Raw genomic sequence first — 16,956 nt, 5'->3', positions numbered from 1 at the left:
TCGCACCTGACGCATGAAGAGCGCGCCCCCGGCGCAGGCGCGGGCGGTTCAGTACGTGAGCGAGGGCGTCGTGCAGCCCAGGCCGAAGGCGCCGATGGCTCCGCCCTCGACGACGGTCTGAACGAGGTTCGCGACCTGGTCTGCACCGCAGAAGGTGTCCGGGAACTCGCTGCCGCCGTCGCCGCCCACGCCGTCCGGCCACGTGACGGGGCCGACCTCGACGCGGAGATCGCCGGGAGGTCCCGTCACGAGGAGCGGCGCACAAGCGATGAAGAGGAGATCGAGGTACCTGCCAGACCAACCGCTGAAGCCCACCACCACCTCGTTCTCCGGGCACACCATCTCCCAGGGCTCGGTGCCCTCGCTGCCCCGGAAAGGGGTCACGTCGCCGGGCATCGTGGTGATGGTGTACGGGCCGCCTCCCGTGAGCTCCAGGTGGCCGCACTGCGCCTGGATCTTGGCATGGATGAGCGACTCCCCCAGCGGTCCGAGGGACCCTCGAAACCCGAGGAGCACCTGGCTCTCCGGGCACCGGTCCATGGCAGGGGTGGCCGTACCGGGGCTGCCGCGCAGCTCGGTGTAGGTCTGCTCCACGACGTCGACGCCTGTCGGCACCGGGCACGGCTCCCCGTCGCACGCGCCGCCGCCGCCGCCCGCGCCGCCCGCACCACCGCCGCCGCCCGCGCCGCCCGCCTCACCGCCGCCGCTCGCGCCGCCCGCCTCACCGCCGCCGCCCGCCTCACCGCCGCCGCCGCCCGGCCCGCCACCCCCATCGCCAGGCGGGGCGCCGCCTCCTCCGCTGGCGCCCACGCCGTCGAAGGTCAGGCTGCCGATACCCGAGATCGCGTTGCATCCGGCGAGGACGAGACCGGAGATCAGCGCGGAGAGGCCGAGCAGATGGCGCGTCACCGAGACCAAGTACCCGATCCGCGGCCGGACCGGTAGCCGGTCACCCGAATGCCACGCGGACATGGCGTGGAACGAGACGGCCAGCGCCCCGGCCGCGAACGTCGCCGCTTCGTCCTCGATCGCGGTGGGCTCGGCCGCGACATCAACGCCTGTCGCGCCCCGATGGTCACCCCATGTGCGCGCCGGCTCGCACGTCCGAGAATGACGACCGATGGAGCGCTGAAAGGCAACGGATCCGAATTAGATTCGGTTCGATGCTCCGACAGGTCTTCGGCGCCACCCGCTTCAACGCGCCCGGCAACTTCACTGGTCTCGATTTTTCTCCGGACTCCACAACGCTCGTGGCTCTCGTGACCGGCGAGAAGCGTACGAAGGTGCATCGCTTCGCCGTCGACGACGGTCGTGCCCTCGACGAGCAGACGGTGACCGGTCGCTTCACTGGCGTCTCCGCGTTGCCTGACGGCGACCTTCTCCTGTGGGAGCGTGGATCCATCGCGCGCCTGGGCCAGGACGGCGCGCTCTCGTGGAAGCTCGGAGAGAAGGCGACGAAGAAGTTCGCCTTCGCGACGGTGAGCGCCGACGGCGCGATCGTCGCGACCTACGGCGGAGACTCCGTCGCCAGCGTCTTCGACGCGCGTACCGGCAAACGACTTCACGAGCTGAGCGAGCCCGCAGGGGAGATCTTCGCGTTCGCCTTCTCACCCGACGGAGCGACGTTCGCGACCGGCGGACAGAAGGGCATCGTCCGCGTCTTCGATCGCGAGTCGAAGAAGGAGCTCGCCCAGCGAAAGAGCTCCAAGATCCTCGTACTCGCGTTCTCACCCGAGGGCAGCGTGCTCGCCGGCGGCCACGGACAAGGCGACGTCCGCCTCTGGGACGGCGCATCGCTCGAGCCCGTGCGCTTCCTGGGCTCGCATCGCTTCCAGGAAGATGACGGCTCGGGCGAGCAGGACCGGGGGCCGGCCGGCTGTCGCTGGCTCGCGTTCCTGGCCGACGGCAAGACGGTGGTCTCGCAAGGCAACGATCGCTACTTTCGCTGGTGGAACCGCAGCGGCGCGGAGATCCGTCGCGTCCGCACGCCTCGCCACCACGCGTACGGCCAGGGCCCCGCGATGGCGCTCTCGCGCGACGGGAAGTGGCTCGCCGCGGGCTCGACGGCGTCCGGCATCGGCATCTGGACCTCGGACGGTGCGCCGGCGTCGAGCGAGCTCGGGATCGACGCGCCACGCGCGATCGCGCTGAGCCGCGAACGCGTCGTCGTCGCCGGCTCGTCGGGGATCTGGTCCTGGCGAAGGACCGACGGCGCGGTCAGCGAGCGGCGCGCGAGCGGCGCAGCGGCGCTCGCGAACCTCCCGCAGGGAGAGCTGCTCCTCGTCGCGCCCGAAAACGCCGTCGTCGTGCGCGAGATCACCGACGAGGGCAAGGCGATCTTCGCGAACGGCGCGATCTCTCCCCAGGGCGCGGCGGCGGTCTCGCGCGACGGAAAGACGGTGATGCTCCCCGTCGCGTCGAACGTCGAGCTCTGGGACCGCGCGCGCGGCGTCCGCACCGCGACGCTCTCGCACGACGCCAAGGTGTCGGCCTGCACGTTCGGGTCCGACGACACCTGGGCCGTTTCGGTGTCCGACGCGGTCCGGATCTGGCGGCTCGACGATCCGGAGACACCCGTCCACACGATCGAGCTGGAGAGCGGCGCGCCCGGGTACTGCGGAGGCGTCGCCGTCTCGCGCGCCGGATGGATCGCCGTCAGCGTCGATCGTGACATCAGCAATCATTCGTCGGACAGCGCGCTCGTCTTCATCGATCCGCGTTCGGGTGAGGTGACAGCGACCCTCTCCCATCCAGACAAGCGCCTCGGGCAGGTCGCGTTCGTCGACGACGCCCGCGCGGTCGTCGTCGACTCCGCGGGTCGCACGAGGATGGCCGACGCCGAGGAGGGCCAATGGCTCGACGAGCCCGAGGCTCCGGAGGACATCGAGTTCCACGGCTTCGAGATCCTCCCGCTCACCGCCTCCGAGGACGGAACCGAGATAGCGTACATCGACGGGCACGGCAACCTCGCCGTCCGCGCGATCGAAGGCACGAAGAAGCGTGTCGCTCCCTTCGATCTCGGCTTCACCCCGCTGGCGGAGAAGAAGCCGCAAGGCATGTTCGAGAAGCGCCTTGCCGGGACATGCATCCTCTACGCAGGCAAATTCCAGAGATCGGCGATGGATGTGCGCACGTCGCGCGAGCTCCGCGAAGACATGCTGCTCGAGCTCGGCGGCACGGTCGCGAAGAAGGCGAAGGACGCGACGCACTTCGTGGGCGCGCATATTCCGTACGTGGAGCACGTCCCGTCGAAGGCGGAGACCGAGATCGACGCGCGCATCGCCAGGGGCGACAAGGTCATCAAGCTGAGCGAGAAGAAGCTCATCGAGATGTTGCTTCCTACGTTCGAAGAGTCGCGCGCGATGCTGCGCGGTGAGGTCGAAGACGGCATCGAGCGCTGGAACCGCTGGCGGTCGCGCTGGCGCACATTGAGCGGCGGGTTCGTGCAGCTCCCGGGCATCGATCTCACGGGAGCCGACCTGCGAAAGGCAGACCTCGCGGTGATCCCGTTCGAAGAGGCGAAGCTCTCGAGCGCGCGCCTCGAGGGGGTCAATCTCTTCGACTGCGTCTTCCGCCGCGCCGACCTCCGCGGGGCGGATCTCGAAGGCGCTCGCTGCGGTCGCGTCGTCTTCTCGAACGCCGACCTCCGCGAAGCGAAGCTGGCCGGCGCCGAGTTCACCGGCGCCGAGTTCGACGGCGCCGACCTCCGCGGCGCCGACCTCCGCGACGCGGACCTGCGGTACGCGAAGCTCACCGGCGCCAAGCTCGACGGCGCCAAGCTCGACGGCGCCAGGCTCCCGCCGTAGAGCTACCCGGGCGTCGAGCTGACAGTCGCCGCCGGCGACGGCGAAGTCAGCCTGCCGCGGGCGCGCAGAGAAGCGCTCGAGCTGCACAGGAGCCGTGTGATCGTGCGATAGGGCACAAAAATGGGTGCGCAGGAGGGTCGCGGGGGCCGCGCAGGAGCCGTGTGATCGTGCGATAGGGCACAAAAATGGGTGCGCAGGAGGGTCGCGGGGGCCGCGCAGGAGCCATGCGATCGTACGATAGGGCACAAAAATGGGTGCGCAGGAGGGTCGCGGGGGCTGCGCAGGAGGGCGCCGAGGCCGCACAGGAGGGCGGCGCGGCTCTGGCCGGCGCGCGCCGGCGCGGATCACTCGAGGTACGCGGCCAGGCCGAGCTTCTGATCGCGGACGGCGCCGGCCATGACCTTCGCGATCTGCTCCGCGCCGGAGCGCGAGAAGTGCGTGTGATCATCGCAGAAGAACTCGCCGACGGGGCCGCTTGTCGTCGCGCTCACGTCGCCCCCGGGGACCGGGCAGAAGCCCAGGGTGCCGTAGAGCGCGACGCTGAGCTCGTGCAGGTCGATCACCGGCACGCCGTACTCCTTGCCCGCCTCGTGGGTCGCGGTCACGTAGCCGCCGCGCGTCCCCCGGGCCGTGCTCCCGCTGCAGGAGATCGCGCTCACGGGGGTCACGAACACGGGCTGAGCGCCTCGCTCCTTCGCGGCGCGGGCCATCATCCCGTAGCTCGACTTGAAGGCGTCGAGCCCCACGTGCCGATCGCACGTGCGCGAGCCGTCGTTGATGCCGAACTGGATGAACAGGTAATCGCCCCGCTTCATGCCGTCGAGCATCTGGACCCACCTGGCCTGCAGCACGGGCTCGCCGCTCGAGTCGCGCGCGAGCTCGCACTCCCCCGCGCTATCCATGGTGGTCTGCACGTTGTAGAGCCACGTCCGCACGCTGCGGCCGCCGACGGCGCTGTTCACCACGGTGACCCGGTCGTCGAAGAGCGCCGCGAGCTGGCCGCCCCAGCCGGCCGGGCAGGGGGTCTGCCCGTTGGCGACCGTGGAGTCCCCCGCGATCCAGATCGTGATGTCCGGCAGCGGCCCCGCGCCGCCCGCGCCGCCGTCGCCCGCGCCGCCGCTGCCGCTCGGCCCACCTGAAGATCCCGCCGAGCCTCCCGAGCCGGCGGGCGCGTCGCCCCCGGCCCCCGCGCCGCCCGTGGAGCCGGCCGAGATCGCGGTGCTGCCCGCGCTCGCGCTCGAGCTGCTCCCTTCCGGTTGCGAGCTCCCGCCGGCGCCGCCCGTGCCCCCGCCTCCGCCGGCGCCGCCCGCGGCCGCCTCCGGATCAGGGGAGCAGGCGGCGGTGAGCAGCGCGAGGCAGGACACCCGGGCAAGCATCCGACCGCGCGCGCGCGCGGTCGATCGAACGTTCCAGTCCATGAACATGCCTTTCCTCCAGTCACGACACGAGCATCAGCCCATCCACGCCGGATGGCGCTGGCCCTTCGCCTCCCGGTCCCGCAGGCCGCCATGGCACGCTCGGTCGAGGTGCCGGGCCGGCGGCACGACGAGCGCGCACCGCCGCGGGCGCAGGGCGCGCCGCGAGCGGCAAGGCAACGCCGGCGAGGCGAGCGGCGGGGGTGACGGGGGGCGAGCACGGCTCGCGTCACTGTGTCGGGAACGGCTCCCAACCAATCACGGACAGGAGTTTTTTTTTCGGATCTGCGTGCCGGGGTGCGCTCCGGAGCACACCCGTCGCAAATCTGAAGCAGTGGCAGAATCGAGGCCCACGCGAGCGCCGGCGCGAGCGCGCCCGCCTGCCCACCCACCGCACCGACGCCACGCTCGTGAAGAGGAGACGCGCGGCGGTTCGTTCACGACACACGGTGATGTCCGGCGACGGATTGGCCAGTTGGCCGTGCACCCAGGGCAATCACGCTGATGCAGGGCAGCGCAGCGCAAGGAGCATGATGGCGGAAGGTGGACGGAAATCCGTTGAACGGAGATGTGCTGAGGAGGGCATTGTTATGCCGTTGACTGACACAAACTTTGTCACGTATGTTTATCAAGGGTGACGCTGATTGAGGGGTAGCGTCGCACCAGACGTGCAGACGTGCAGACGAGCCGCGCTGCGCGCGAGGGCCGAGGAGCGAGGATCGGCATGAACAGCTGGGATCCCCTGGGTGCGGCGGAGCAGGCCGCGGTCGCGGACGAGATCCTGTCCGTGCTGCGTCACGACCTGCGCAACCGCTTTGCGATCGTCCGGAATGCGTCGTTCTACATCAAGCGGAAGGTCGCGCGTGACGCGGCCTACACGGCGGATCCCAGGATCGAGGAGTTCTTCGGGATCATCGACGAGGAGGTGATCGCGGCGAGCGCGCGGCTCGAGGAGTCGGTCGACGCCGCGAGGCTCTTCACCCGCAGGAGCGTGTGCGTGAGCGCGGCGGGCTGCGTGCGCCGCGCGGCGGCGTGCGCGCGCATCGGCGCGTCCGGGGCCCGCATCGTCCTCTCGGTTCAGGACGGCGACGTCGAGGCGGACCCGATCGAGCTCGCCGTCGCGGTGCGGTGCCTGATCGAGAGCGCCGTGGAGTCGACGCCGGGGGACGGCGTGGTCACGGTCCGGGGCACCTCGATCGGGGCGCGGTACTGCATCGAGGTCACGGACGCGGCGGCCGTCCCCTGCGAGGCGGACAGCGAGGCGAGCCTGCGGCCGTTCACCACGACCAGGCCAGGTCACTCCGGCCTGGGGCTGAACATCGCGAGGCGGGTCGCCCGTCGCTACGGCGGGTCGCTCGCCGTCGAGCCTCGGGCGCACGGCTCCTCGGTCGTCATCGCGCTGCCGCTCGCCGCCGCGCCGGTGCTCGGCGGCGCCGGATCGGAGCCGGCGCCGTGAGCGCCGGCGGTCCGCCCGCAGGGCGCGCGCCGGCGGTCCGGGAGCCGGCGGCCGGGCCCGCGTGAAGCACGCAAGCAGGAGCCGCTCCCCATGAGCATTCGAGCCACACTGGCCGCCATCTTCGGCGCCGCGCTGGCGGCGGTCCTCGTCGCCGGCGGCGCCTTCTACTTCGCCGTCGCGGAGATGCTCGTCTTTCAGCGGCGCGCCGAGGCGTCCTACGACGACCTGAAGCTGCACGTCACCCTCGCCAGCGACGCGAGCCGCTACATGAACGAGGCGGTCAAGTCGGTGCTCCACGGCAGCGTCAGCGAGGAGCTCACGAGCGCGGCCGAGGCCACGGCGCGCGATCTCGACGCCATCGAGGCGCGCAAGAGGGCGATGATCGCCGACGAGGAGATCAGGGAGAGCGACGAGGAATCGGCGGAGGAGATCGAGCACATCGGCTTCATGCGAGCGAGCTTCGCGCGCATCGTCGAAGGCGTGGCGGCCGCGACCCACGTCGAGCGCGAGCGCACGAACGAGCGGCACGAGATGCTCGTGCAGCTCTCCGACCGCGAGTACAAGTCGGAGTTCCTCCCGCACATCAGCGCGGCCGTGCACGACGCGGAGCGCGACGTGGCCAGGATCCTCGACGACGAGCGCCACCTCCGGGCGCGGGTGGCGCTGCTCGGCGCGGCGGCGACCGGCGGCGCGCTGCTCGTCCTCGTCGTGCTGCTCGGGCGGCTCCTCCGCTCGGTGGACCGCGGCTTCAACTCGCTGCTCGACGGCTCCCGGCGGATCGCCCAGGGAGATCTCGGGCTGCGCCTCTCGGTGCTCGATGAGCACGAGTTCGGTCGGTTGAGCGCGGCGTTCAACGAGATGGCCTCCAGCCTCCGCGACGCCCAGGAGGCCAGGATGCGCATGGAGAAGCTCGCCGCGGTGGGGCAGCTCGCGGCGAGCGTCGGGCACGACCTGAGGAACCCGCTCGGCGCCGTCCGGAACGCGAACCATTACCTCAAGAAGCGCATTCTAGGGACCGATCTCGGCGCGGAGCCCCGCGTGGCGCAGTTCCTCTCGATCATCGAGAAAGAGCTCGCGGCGTGCGCCAAGATCATCGGCAACCTGCTCGACTTCGCGCGCGAGCGGCGGCCGCGCTTCGCGGCGTGCGCGCTGAGGCCCCTCGTGGACGACGCCATCTCGGTCGTCGAGATCCCGCCGCGCGTGCGCGTCGACAACGACGTACCGGACACGCTCCCTGTCGTGGAGATCGACAAGGACCAGTTCCGGCAGGTGCTCGTGAACCTGATCCAGAACGCGGCCGAGGCGATCCCGGCCGAGCGCGAGGGGCGCGTGCGCATCGCCGCGGAGCGGACGGGCGACGGGGTGACGCTCTCGGTCGTCGACGACGGGACGGGCATCTCCGAGGAGACGCTCGCGCGGATCTTCGAGCCGCTGTTCAGCACCAAGCTGAAGGGGACGGGCCTCGGCCTGGCGATCAGCGCCGGGATCGTGGAGCGGCACGGCGGCACGATCGAGGCGACGAGCGCGCTCGGCAGCGGAACGACCTTCGTCGTGCGGCTGCCGGTGCGCGAGGAGCCCGAGGCCGCGGAGCCAGCGCTGACGCCGACCGGGACCCAGGGCGTATGACGGGGGGGCAAGCCATGCAGGTGCAGGAGGCCGCGCAGCGGGGCAAGCGGGTGCTCGTGATCGACGACGAGGAGGGCATGCGCGTCACGCTCGCCGCCAGCCTCGAGCTCGAGGGCTACGAGGTGGTGGAGGCGAGGGACGGCATCCACGCGCTCGAGCTCGTCCGCCAGCAGGCGTTCACGCTGGTCATCAGCGACATCCGCATGCCCGGGCTCAACGGCGTCGAGACGTTCCGGGAGCTCAGGAGGATCCAGCCGGAGCTCACCGTCGTGCTGATGACCGCGTTCGCGCTCGAGCGGCTCATCGAGGAGGCGATCGCCGAGGGCGTGTACACGGTGATCCACAAGCCGTTCTCGATGGACCACCTCGCGCGCATCGTCGCCCGCGCGGTGGACTCGCCGGCCGTCCTCGTGGTGGACGACATCCCGAAGGTCGCCGACTCGATCGTGGCGGTGCTCCGGGACGCGGGGCTGTCGGCCCACGCCGTCCACGATGGGCGGGCCGCCGTCCAGTACGTCATCGAGCGGGGCATCGACGTCTGCGTGCTCGATCTCGTCATGCCCGATCAGGACGGCGTGACGACGTGCGCGCAGATGCGGGGGCTGAAGAAGCGCGTCACGGTGATCGCCATGACCGGCCACGCGGTCCCGGAGATGGTCAGCGCGATCATGAGCAAGGGCGGGTACGCGTGCCTGCACAAGCCGTTCGACGCGCGCGAGCTCATCCACACGATCGCCCGCGCGCGCGGGGACGCGGCGCACGGATGAGCGCGCGCGCCCGCCTCACGCGGGCGCGCGCCCGGCCGGGGAGGGGACCTCGCCGAGCCACGCGCGCGCGAGCGAGAGCGTGCGGGCGTTGGCGGAGACGTCCTCGAGAAAGCCCCTCCTGAACGCGGGGTCGCCGATCCGGTCGGCGCGCGCGAGCAGATCGTCGCGCGCCGCGCGGAGGATCTCGCGGGCCTCCTCGACGTCGCCCTTCGCGCGGAGCGCCTGGGCGTAGAGCGCCGGGAGCGCCTCCTGGCGAGGCGTGAAGACCACGCCGGCGCGCCGGTCCGCCGCGAGCGCCTCGCGGGCGAGCGCGGCCGCTTCCTCCGCGCGCCCCTGCCGGAGCCGGATCTCGGCCATCAAGGACAGGTGCGTCGCCTGGAGCGGCGGCATCAGCGCGGCCGGGTCCCCCACCGCGCGGAGCTCCTCCTCCGCCTCGACGAGCTCGCCCTGGAGGCAGCGCGCCTCGACGCGGAGCAGGCGCGTCGTCGCGCTGCGGCTGCTGGCGATGGGCGTCGTGGCTTCCCGCTGGAGCGCGGCGCCGGTTTGCTCGAGCGCCTCCGTGAGCCTTCGCCGCTCGAGGAGCGAGACGATCCGGAACGTCAGCGCGCGGCTCGAGACGAAGCCGGGCGCGCCCTCCGCGGCGAGCACGCGATCGAGGTGCTGCTCGGCGGCGTCGAAGGCGCCGAGCCACACGCAGTCCATGGCCGCGAGCACCGACGCCACGAGCCCGTAGAGGTGATGGCCGAGCGACTCGAAGTGCCGCACCACGGCGAGGTGCGCGTCGAGCGCCCCCCACGGGTCGCCCGCCGCCTGGCACAGCCAGGCGCCCCGCGCGATCCGGGCGCAGATCTCGGCGTGACGATCGCCCGCGAGCGCCGTGGCGACGTCGCCCTCGAGTCGGCTCAGGTAGCGCTCGGCCAGATCGGGCCTCCCTTCCCACAGCAGGCAGAGGATGATCCGGCAAGCGAGCTCCGCTCCCTGGAGATCGGCGGGGAGATCCGCTGGATCGAGCCGCGGGAGCAGCGTCTCGAGCGCCGCGCGGTCGTCGAAGCTCACGACGTAGCCCAGCGCGCCGATCAGGGCGCGCCGGTAGGTGTGGCTGCCGGGGGCGGAGGCCTCGAGCGCCCGGAGCGCGGCCCTGTAGGCCTCGTCGTGGGCGTCGCTCCAGAGGAGGCCGTCCATCTGGCGCACATGGAGAGCGGCCAGCGTCTCTCCCGTGGCCCCGCAGTCGAGCCCCTTCTGCGCGCGCGCGAGCGCCGCGGGCACGTCGGCGCCGCGCAGCGACAGCTCGGCCGCGCGCAGGTACTGCTCCGCGGCGCGCGCGGGGTCGTCGCCCCGCGCGAAATGGTCGGCCAGCACCATCGGATCCTGCTCGCCGGCCTCGAGCAGCCACTCGCCGGCGAGCCGGTGGCCGAGCGCCCGGTCGCGATCCGTCAGCATCGCGTAGGCCGCCTCCCGCAAGAGCGGGTGGCAGAAGGCGATCTCCTCCTCGCCCGCGAACCGGGAGCTCGGCCGGCGCTCGATGATCTCGCGCTCGACCAGCTCGGCCCACGCGTCGCGCTCGCTCGTCCCCGACGTCCCGGCGCCGAGCAGCGCGCGCACGCCGCCCACCCAGGCGACCTCCCCGAAGACGCTCGCTGCCCGCAGCTGCCGCCGCGCCTCGGGCCCGAGCGCCGCGAGGCGCGCCTCCGCCATGCCCAGCACCGTCTCCGGCAGCGCGCCGCCGCGCCCCTCCGCCAGGGCCCGGATGAGCTCCTCGAGATAGAACGCATTGCCCCCGGCCCGCTGGATGAGCGCGGAGATCTCCCCGGGCGCGAGCTGCCTGCCCGCGCCGCCGAGCGCGCTCCGCACGAGCTGCTCGGCCGCGCGGGCGGGCAGCTCGCGCAGCCGGAGCTCCGAGAGGCCCCGCTCGGCCCAGAGCCTCGGGAACACCGCGTGAACCTCGGGCCGGGCGAAGGCGAGCAGCGCGTACGGCCGGTCGCCGAGCTCCCGCAGCGCCCGGTCGAAGATCCCCATCGAGGGCGCGTCCCCCCAGTGGAGATCCTCGAGCACGACGAGCACCGGGCGCGCGGCCGTCACGGCGCGCGCGTAGTCGAGGTACGCGCGCTGGATCCCCTCGGCCATCAGCGCCGGATTGTGCCGCGCGGCCCGCAGCGCCGGCAGGTCCTCGCCGGGGAGGGGGGCGACGCCGAGCAGCTCGCCCAGGAACCCGCCCACCCGTAGCCCTCCCTCGCCGGAGAAGAGCGGCGCGAGGGCCTGCGCGAGCTTCCGTCGCCGCGCGTCGGCGGCCTCGCCAGCGGCGATCCCGATCGCGCCCCGCAGCGACCCGGCGAGCATCGCGAACGCGGCGCCCGTGCCGATCGAGTCGCCGCGGACGACGCTCAGGCTCACGTCGGGGTGCCGCTGGCGCAGCACCTCGACGGCCTCGTGGCGCAGGCGCGACTTGCCCATGCCCGCCGCGGCGGTCACCAGCGCCACCGCGGCGCGCCGCTCGGCGAAGCTCTCGTCGACGAGGTCGAGCAGGTGGCGCAGTTCCCGCTCGCGCCCGACGTGGGGGCTCGGCTTGCCCAGGAGCTTGCGCGGCCCCTCGCCGATCTCGCGCTCCGCCCTGAGCCAGGAGAGCCCGCCCCGCTCCACGACCTCGAAGCGCACGTCGAGCAGGGCGCGCGTCACCGCGTCGATGTGGACCCCCTCGCGCCGGCTCTCCGCGCGGCCGGTCGCGGCGGCCTCGTCGAGCAGGGCGGCCGCCCTGTCCAGCACGTCGCTGAGCGGCGATCGACCCGCTGGCTCGCCCCACCCCGTCACCAGCACGACCGCCGCGCCGGGGAGCTGCGCGCAGATCTCGAGCGCGCAGCGCGCCACGAGCGCCGCCTGGTCGGTCGCGCTGCCCGCGCTTACCACGAGCGTCACCACCATCCCGTCGCCGAGCTCCTCGACCTGCGCGCTCAGCGGCATGGCCGCGCGGCGCACCACGGCGAGCGTGTTCGGCGGTGACGCGTGCAGATCGAGCGACTCTGTCGACTCGAAGAACGAGGCTTGCGCCGGCCGGACCGCCACCATCGAGACCAGGCGCTTCTCGCCCGTGGTGATGACCGCGCCGGGAAGCGGGGCCGAGGACACCTTGCTCCTCGTCCAGGCGCCGAGCGTGTCCAGGGTGCGCGCCACGGCCGCGCCGTCCTCGGGCCGCGCCGAGGGATCCTTGGCCAGCATCTGCGCGACGAGCTCGTCGAGCGCGTGGGGCACGTCGGGCCGCAGCTCCCTCGCCCTCGGCGGCTCCTCCAGGAGCAGCTTCCACACGAGCGCCATCGGGTGTTGCTTGCGGAACGCCGGCTTCCCGGTGAGGCACTCGTAGAGCACGCATCCGAGCGAGAAGATGTCCGCGCGCGCGTCCAGGCTGTCCCGCTCGCCCCGCGCCTGCTCCGGCGCCATGTAGCCCAGCGTGCCCAGCACCGCCTCCGTCCGCGTCAGCCGCGTCGAGGCGTCCGCCAGCTGCGCGATGCCGAAGTCGAGGAGCTTGACTTGATCGAGCGCGCCTTCGACCAGGAAGAGGTTGCTGGGCTTGATGTCGCGGTGCACGATCCCGCGCGCGTGTGCCGCGCCGAGCGCGTCTGCCACCGTCCTCACGAGGGCGATCGACTCGTCGATGCGCAGCTCCTGCCGCGCCAGCCGATCCGAGAGGCTCTCGCCGGAGAGCCACTCCATCGCGAGGTACAGCTCCCCCGTCGGCGCCATGCCGTGCGTCGCGTAGCGCACGATGTGGGGGTGCTCCAGGCGGGAGAGCGTCTCTGCCTCGCGGAGAAAGCGCGCCTGCGCGCGCGCGTCCGCCGCCTTGCGCAGCAGCTTGACGGCGACCACCGTCCCGCTCGAGCGATCGAAGGCCCGGTAAACGGTGCCCATGCCTCCGGATCCGGCGATCTCCGCCAGCTCGAAGCGGCCGTCCAGCAGCCTGCCAGGCAGCATGCGCGTGAAGGATGCACTCGCATTGGAGCGTGAGGCAAGGCGGACGAACGGTGCGAATGTGCCGTGGCACCTGCGCGGGGCGCGACGGCGGACTCGGCCGGCGCGGACGCGCGTCGTCCCGCTGTCGTTCCGCTGTCGTTCCGCCGTCGTTCGGTTTCCGAGCTCCGCGAGGACGCTGGCCCGATCTCGCTCCCTCGTTCACGACGCAGCCGGCCTGTCGGGAGGCTGCGTCGTCTCGATGCGTCAGGTGTCCGGGCCGGCGCCCGATCCGCGCCGGAGCTGCTCCAGCAAGAGCGGCATCGCGCCGGTGCCGGCCCCGAGGAGGCGCTCGTCGAGCGTGGCCAGGCCGCAGCGGAACTCATAGACCCTGAGGTGCGCCTCGTTGTGGAAGTACCTGAGGTTCAGGCTGGCGCCCGTGGCGGCGTCGATATCCATGGCGACGATGCGGAACCCTGCTTTCAGCTTGGCGATGAGCACCGCGTTGTTGCCAGGGGCGTGCTCGCTGACCACGTAGTCGAAGCCGAGCTCTCGCGTGTAGGCGAGGACCCGGCGGAGGAACTCCCGGTACAGGCCGCGCCGGCGGTAGTCCGGGTGAACGACCGAGTGCCACATGCGGTAGGTCTCCGCGTCCCGCTGGTGGCCCGAGAACATGGCCACGACCGCCTCGCCGTCGCGCACCGCCCAGAAGTCTGCGAGGCGGTGGGCTCCCTCCGACGCCGTGAGGCGGGCGCGGGCGCGCTCCCCCTCCTCGCCGGACAGCGCCCCGAGGTTGAAGAAGACCTCGGGCGGGAAATGGCGGAGCAGCTCGGCTCTGTGCAGCGCCCAGTAGGCCTCGCCGTCGGCGAGGCGCTCGAGCGGGTAGAGGCCTCCGAGCGGCTCGCCGAAGTGCTTCTGTCGAATCGGCACGACCCAGTCCCACGCGGTGCTCATGGATCGAGCCCTATCATGGCGGCTCGCTCCGCCCCAAGAAGGCTGTCCGCGCGCCCGCTTACTCCGTTCAAAGGGTCGATCGCGGCGTGGACCGAGTTGGACAGGAATCTTTACGAAGCGCTGTCACCGCGATGGAGGTCGAGCCGCATGGCGCAGCGCTGCGCCGGGTCGAGGCCCTGGCGCGCCTCGTTCTCGAGGATCTCCGCGAGCCGCGGGGACGCCTCGGCCGGCGACAGCGCGCGGAAGCCCATGGAGGCGTAGAACGGCCCGTTCCAGGGGACGGTCCGGAAGGTGGTCAGGGTCATCGCCTTCAGCCTCGCGGCCCGCGCCCACGCGATGACGTGGGCGAGCAGGCGTCGCCCCAGCCCTTGCCCCTGGCGGTCGAGGACGACGTCGAGCTCGCGGATGTGGAGCTCCTCGCCGGCCGTCTCGGCGCCCAGGAACGCGATCGGCTCGCCGGCGCCGTCGTCCATCACCCAGAGCGTCCCGGCCCGGAGCGCGCCGCGCCAGCCCTCCGCCGGCGTCACGTTCGCCAGGGCCTCGACGTCGAGGTCCGTCCCCCGGAACGCGTCGCTCGCCGAGCGCTCGATCTCGGGTAGGTGAGGCAGGTCGGACTCGACGGCAGGTCGGATGAACGTTGATGTCATCGGGGCTGCGCAAGCTAGGCAGCCACGGGCGCCCCCGCAACCTCGGGGCGCGGCGGGGCTCCGGGGGAGGGCGACCCCGGGAGCCGTCGGCGCCGCGCGCCGCGGCTGCTCGGGCCGCCGTGCACGGAAGAGCGGCGTCGATTGAACGTTCCGCGAGCGTCCGGGAACTGAGGTCCATCCAGTCACGCCGCGGCGCCCCCATGGAGGGAGGCCCGAGGCGTGCTCGCAAGGAGCCACAGATGACGCTCGTCTCCTCGGCCCGCGTGGCGCGGAGCTCCGCGCCGCGATCCGCCCGGCGCCGGTTCGTGAAGCCGCTCCTCGGCCTCACGGTCTTCGCGGCGCTCTTCGTCGTGCTCGCGTGGCGGCTCGACAGGCCCTCTGTGGCCGCCGGGCCGCTCGACGCGGCGGCCGGGAACCCGCTCGGTCAGCTCTCCCGCGACGCCGCCGACCGGGCGCCCATCGCCGGCCTGGTCGAGGAGCGACTCCCGGCCGGCTCGTACACCTATGTCGCCGTGCGCACCGGCGAGAGCCTCACATGGGCTGTCACCGTCGGCGACGCGCCGCCGCCCGGCACCCCGGTGCAGGTGCGGAGCATGGGCCGCAAGGCGAATTTCCACTCACGCCGCCTCGCGCGGACGTTCCCGGACCTCGTCTTCGGGATCGTCTCGCGCGCTGACTGAGCCCCCGACAACGGACAGAGCCTCCGGCAACGGACAGAGCAGAGAGGACCATGACCATGACGACACGTGGATTTGACCAGATTCCGAGCGCGACGATCGCGCGATCCTCGGGCGCGCTCGCCGCCGCCTTCATCGCGGCGCTCGGCGCGATCCTGTCGGGGTGCAGCTCCGATTCCGGCGGGAAGACGACCGACGCTCCCCTCGCCGAGTGCACGGGGGGCGTGCTCGAAGCCGATCTGGCGGCAGAGCCGCTGCGCGGGCCCGGCGTCGATCCGGAGACAGGGAAGCTCCGGCCGCCTCCGGAGGGGTCGTCGTACACGGTCAGCGCGACGTACGGGGTTCCACGGCCGGGCGACGCCGTGATGGAGCGATACGTGCAAATCTTCGGGGCGATCCAGGGGCAGCTCGCGGCGCAGCCCGGCCTCCTGGCCCTCCAGCTGGGCCAGTCGCCGTCCTGCGGCTCCGGGCGCACGCTGGCCGTGTGGGCCTCGACCGACGCGATGTACGAGTTCGTCACGAGCCCGGCCCACCTCGCGGGGATCGACGCCGCGGACGAGCTGCTCGAGCCCACCTATGTGGTCACCCACTGGGAGACGGCCGAGGCCGATGGCATCACGCTGGCCGACTCGGTCCGTCGCATCCGGGCGCTCGACGCTCCGGCGCCATGAGCAGGCGCGCCGGCGGCCTCGCCCTGCGTGCGCCGCCGACGCCCGCCCCGGCGACGCACGAGCTCTGGGGGCGTGCCCCCGGACTCAGCGGGCGGCCGCGCGCTGCGCGCTGAGGCGGCTCATCGCGTAGGCGAGCCCGCTCTGGAGCGTGCCTTGCGTGGTGATCCGGCCGAAGTCGATGCCCAGCGCGACCAGCGTCCTGGCGATCTCCGGGCCGATGCCCACCATCACGCTCCGGCAGCCGAGCAGCTCTGCCGCCTGCACGGCGCGCATCAGGTGGCGCGCCACCGCGGAGTCGATCACCGGCACGCCGGTGATGTCGAGGATCACGAACTCCGCGCGCCGCTGCCCGATGGCCGCGAGCAGGCTCTCCAGCGCCTGGGCCGCGCGCCGATCGCTCATCTCGCCGACCAGCGGGATGAGCAGGATCCCCTCCCAGACCTGGATGACCGGCATGGCCACCCGATCGAGCAGCTCCGCCTGCATCTGGATGATCGCGCGCTGCTCCCGGTTCTCGGCCGCCATCCGCTCGGCCTCCATGTGCCGCTGCTTCAGGTCGGTGATGTCCGTGATGAGCCCGCACAGGCCGACCACCTCCCCCTGAGCGTTCTTCATGGGGAACTTGCGGGTCCAGATCGTGCGCGCCACCCCGTCCGAGCCCGTGGCGCTCTCCTCGTTCTCGCTCGGCTCACCCGAGTTGAAGACGATGTCGTCGTAGCTCCAGAAGACCTCGGCCTGCTCCTTCGGCCAGTAGTCCGGGTCGCTGCGGCCGATCAGATCGTCGTAGCGCTGCCCGATCAACCTGCAGAAGCCCGGGTTGCAGGCGATCCAGCGATGTTGCCGATCTTTGACGAAGATGGGATCCGGGATGGTGTCGATCACGAGCTGGAGCAGCCCGAAGGTCTTCCAGTCCGAGACGTCGATGCAGCGGAGTGTAAACGCCATTCAGCCAAGCCCATCTCCCCCGACCCCGATCAGCCTCCCTTTATCAGCCATCGTGG

Annotated in this window: 12 protein-coding genes; 6 read left to right on the top strand and 6 right to left on the bottom strand. The window is 72.2% G+C overall.

Translation table 11 applies throughout. The features are described 5' to 3' along the window. Positions 1–48: 48 nt before the first annotated feature. Positions 49–918, bottom strand: a complete 870-nt coding sequence (locus WMF34_RS26685) for a hypothetical protein (protein WP_437989540.1) — start codon at positions 916–918, stop codon at positions 49–51. Positions 919–1,082: 164 nt separating this feature from the next. Here WMF34_RS26685 and WMF34_RS26680 point away from each other — a divergent pair, with 164 nt between their 5' ends. Next, positions 1,083–3,806, top strand: coding sequence for a pentapeptide repeat-containing protein (locus WMF34_RS26680; protein WP_437989539.1), 2,724 nt, complete (start codon positions 1,083–1,085; stop codon positions 3,804–3,806). A gap of 344 nt (positions 3,807–4,150) precedes the next feature. On the opposite strand, the gene WMF34_RS26675 is transcribed toward WMF34_RS26680, so the two are convergent. Beyond that, positions 4,151–5,224 (bottom strand): GDSL-type esterase/lipase family protein, encoded by a 1,074-nt coding sequence (locus tag WMF34_RS26675; protein ID WP_437989538.1) that lies wholly within the window; start codon positions 5,222–5,224, stop codon positions 4,151–4,153. 721 nt (positions 5,225–5,945) lie between these two features. Between WMF34_RS26675 and WMF34_RS26670 the strand changes: the two genes are divergently transcribed. From WMF34_RS26670 to WMF34_RS26660, 3 genes are all read left to right on the top strand, one after another. Continuing rightward, positions 5,946–6,677 (top strand): sensor histidine kinase, encoded by a 732-nt coding sequence (locus WMF34_RS26670; protein ID WP_012237799.1) that lies wholly within the window; start codon positions 5,946–5,948, stop codon positions 6,675–6,677. A gap of 90 nt (positions 6,678–6,767) precedes the next feature. Then, positions 6,768–8,303: a sensor histidine kinase gene (locus WMF34_RS26665; RefSeq protein ID WP_437989537.1), complete on the top strand. Its 1,536-nt coding sequence runs from the start codon at positions 6,768–6,770 to the stop codon at positions 8,301–8,303. 14 nt (positions 8,304–8,317) lie between these two features. Beyond that, complete coding sequence (locus WMF34_RS26660) at positions 8,318–9,070, top strand: response regulator (protein ID WP_437989536.1); 753 nt, start codon at positions 8,318–8,320, stop codon at positions 9,068–9,070. A 15-nt stretch (positions 9,071–9,085) separates the two neighbouring features. Here WMF34_RS26660 and WMF34_RS26655 read toward each other — a convergent pair whose 3' ends face one another. From WMF34_RS26655 to WMF34_RS26645, 3 genes are all read right to left on the bottom strand, one after another. Continuing rightward, positions 9,086–13,030: a protein kinase domain-containing protein gene (locus WMF34_RS26655; protein ID WP_437989535.1), complete on the bottom strand. Its 3,945-nt coding sequence runs from the start codon at positions 13,028–13,030 to the stop codon at positions 9,086–9,088. Between the two features lie 243 nt (positions 13,031–13,273). Further along, positions 13,274–13,960, bottom strand: a complete 687-nt coding sequence (locus WMF34_RS26650; RefSeq protein WP_437989534.1) for a GNAT family N-acetyltransferase — start codon at positions 13,958–13,960, stop codon at positions 13,274–13,276. 110 nt (positions 13,961–14,070) lie between these two features. Continuing rightward, positions 14,071–14,607, bottom strand: coding sequence for a GNAT family N-acetyltransferase (locus WMF34_RS26645; protein ID WP_012237794.1), 537 nt, complete (start codon positions 14,605–14,607; stop codon positions 14,071–14,073). A gap of 239 nt (positions 14,608–14,846) precedes the next feature. Here WMF34_RS26645 and WMF34_RS26640 point away from each other — a divergent pair, with 239 nt between their 5' ends. Both WMF34_RS26640 and WMF34_RS26635 read left to right on the top strand, forming a co-directional pair. Beyond that, positions 14,847–15,287 carry a hypothetical protein gene (locus tag WMF34_RS26640; protein ID WP_012237793.1) on the top strand — a complete coding sequence of 147 codons (441 nt, stop codon included), beginning with the start codon at positions 14,847–14,849 and terminating at the stop codon, positions 15,285–15,287. A 56-nt stretch (positions 15,288–15,343) separates the two neighbouring features. After that, a complete protein-coding gene (locus tag WMF34_RS26635) occupies positions 15,344–15,955 on the top strand; it encodes an antibiotic biosynthesis monooxygenase family protein (protein WP_012237792.1) in 612 nt (203 codons plus the stop codon). An 84-nt stretch (positions 15,956–16,039) separates the two neighbouring features. Here WMF34_RS26635 and WMF34_RS26630 read toward each other — a convergent pair whose 3' ends face one another. After that, a complete protein-coding gene (locus WMF34_RS26630; protein ID WP_012237791.1) occupies positions 16,040–16,900 on the bottom strand; it encodes a PAS domain-containing protein in 861 nt (286 codons plus the stop codon). Positions 16,901–16,956: the final 56 nt, after the last annotated feature.

It is taken from the genome of Sorangium sp. So ce145 (genome assembly GCF_051525985.1).
In the GTDB taxonomy this organism is placed as follows: Bacteria; Myxococcota_A; Polyangia; order Polyangiales; family Polyangiaceae; genus Sorangium; species Sorangium cellulosum_B.
The sequence above is the reverse complement of the archived record's forward strand: the minus strand, read 5'-3'. Positions and strand labels throughout refer to the sequence as shown.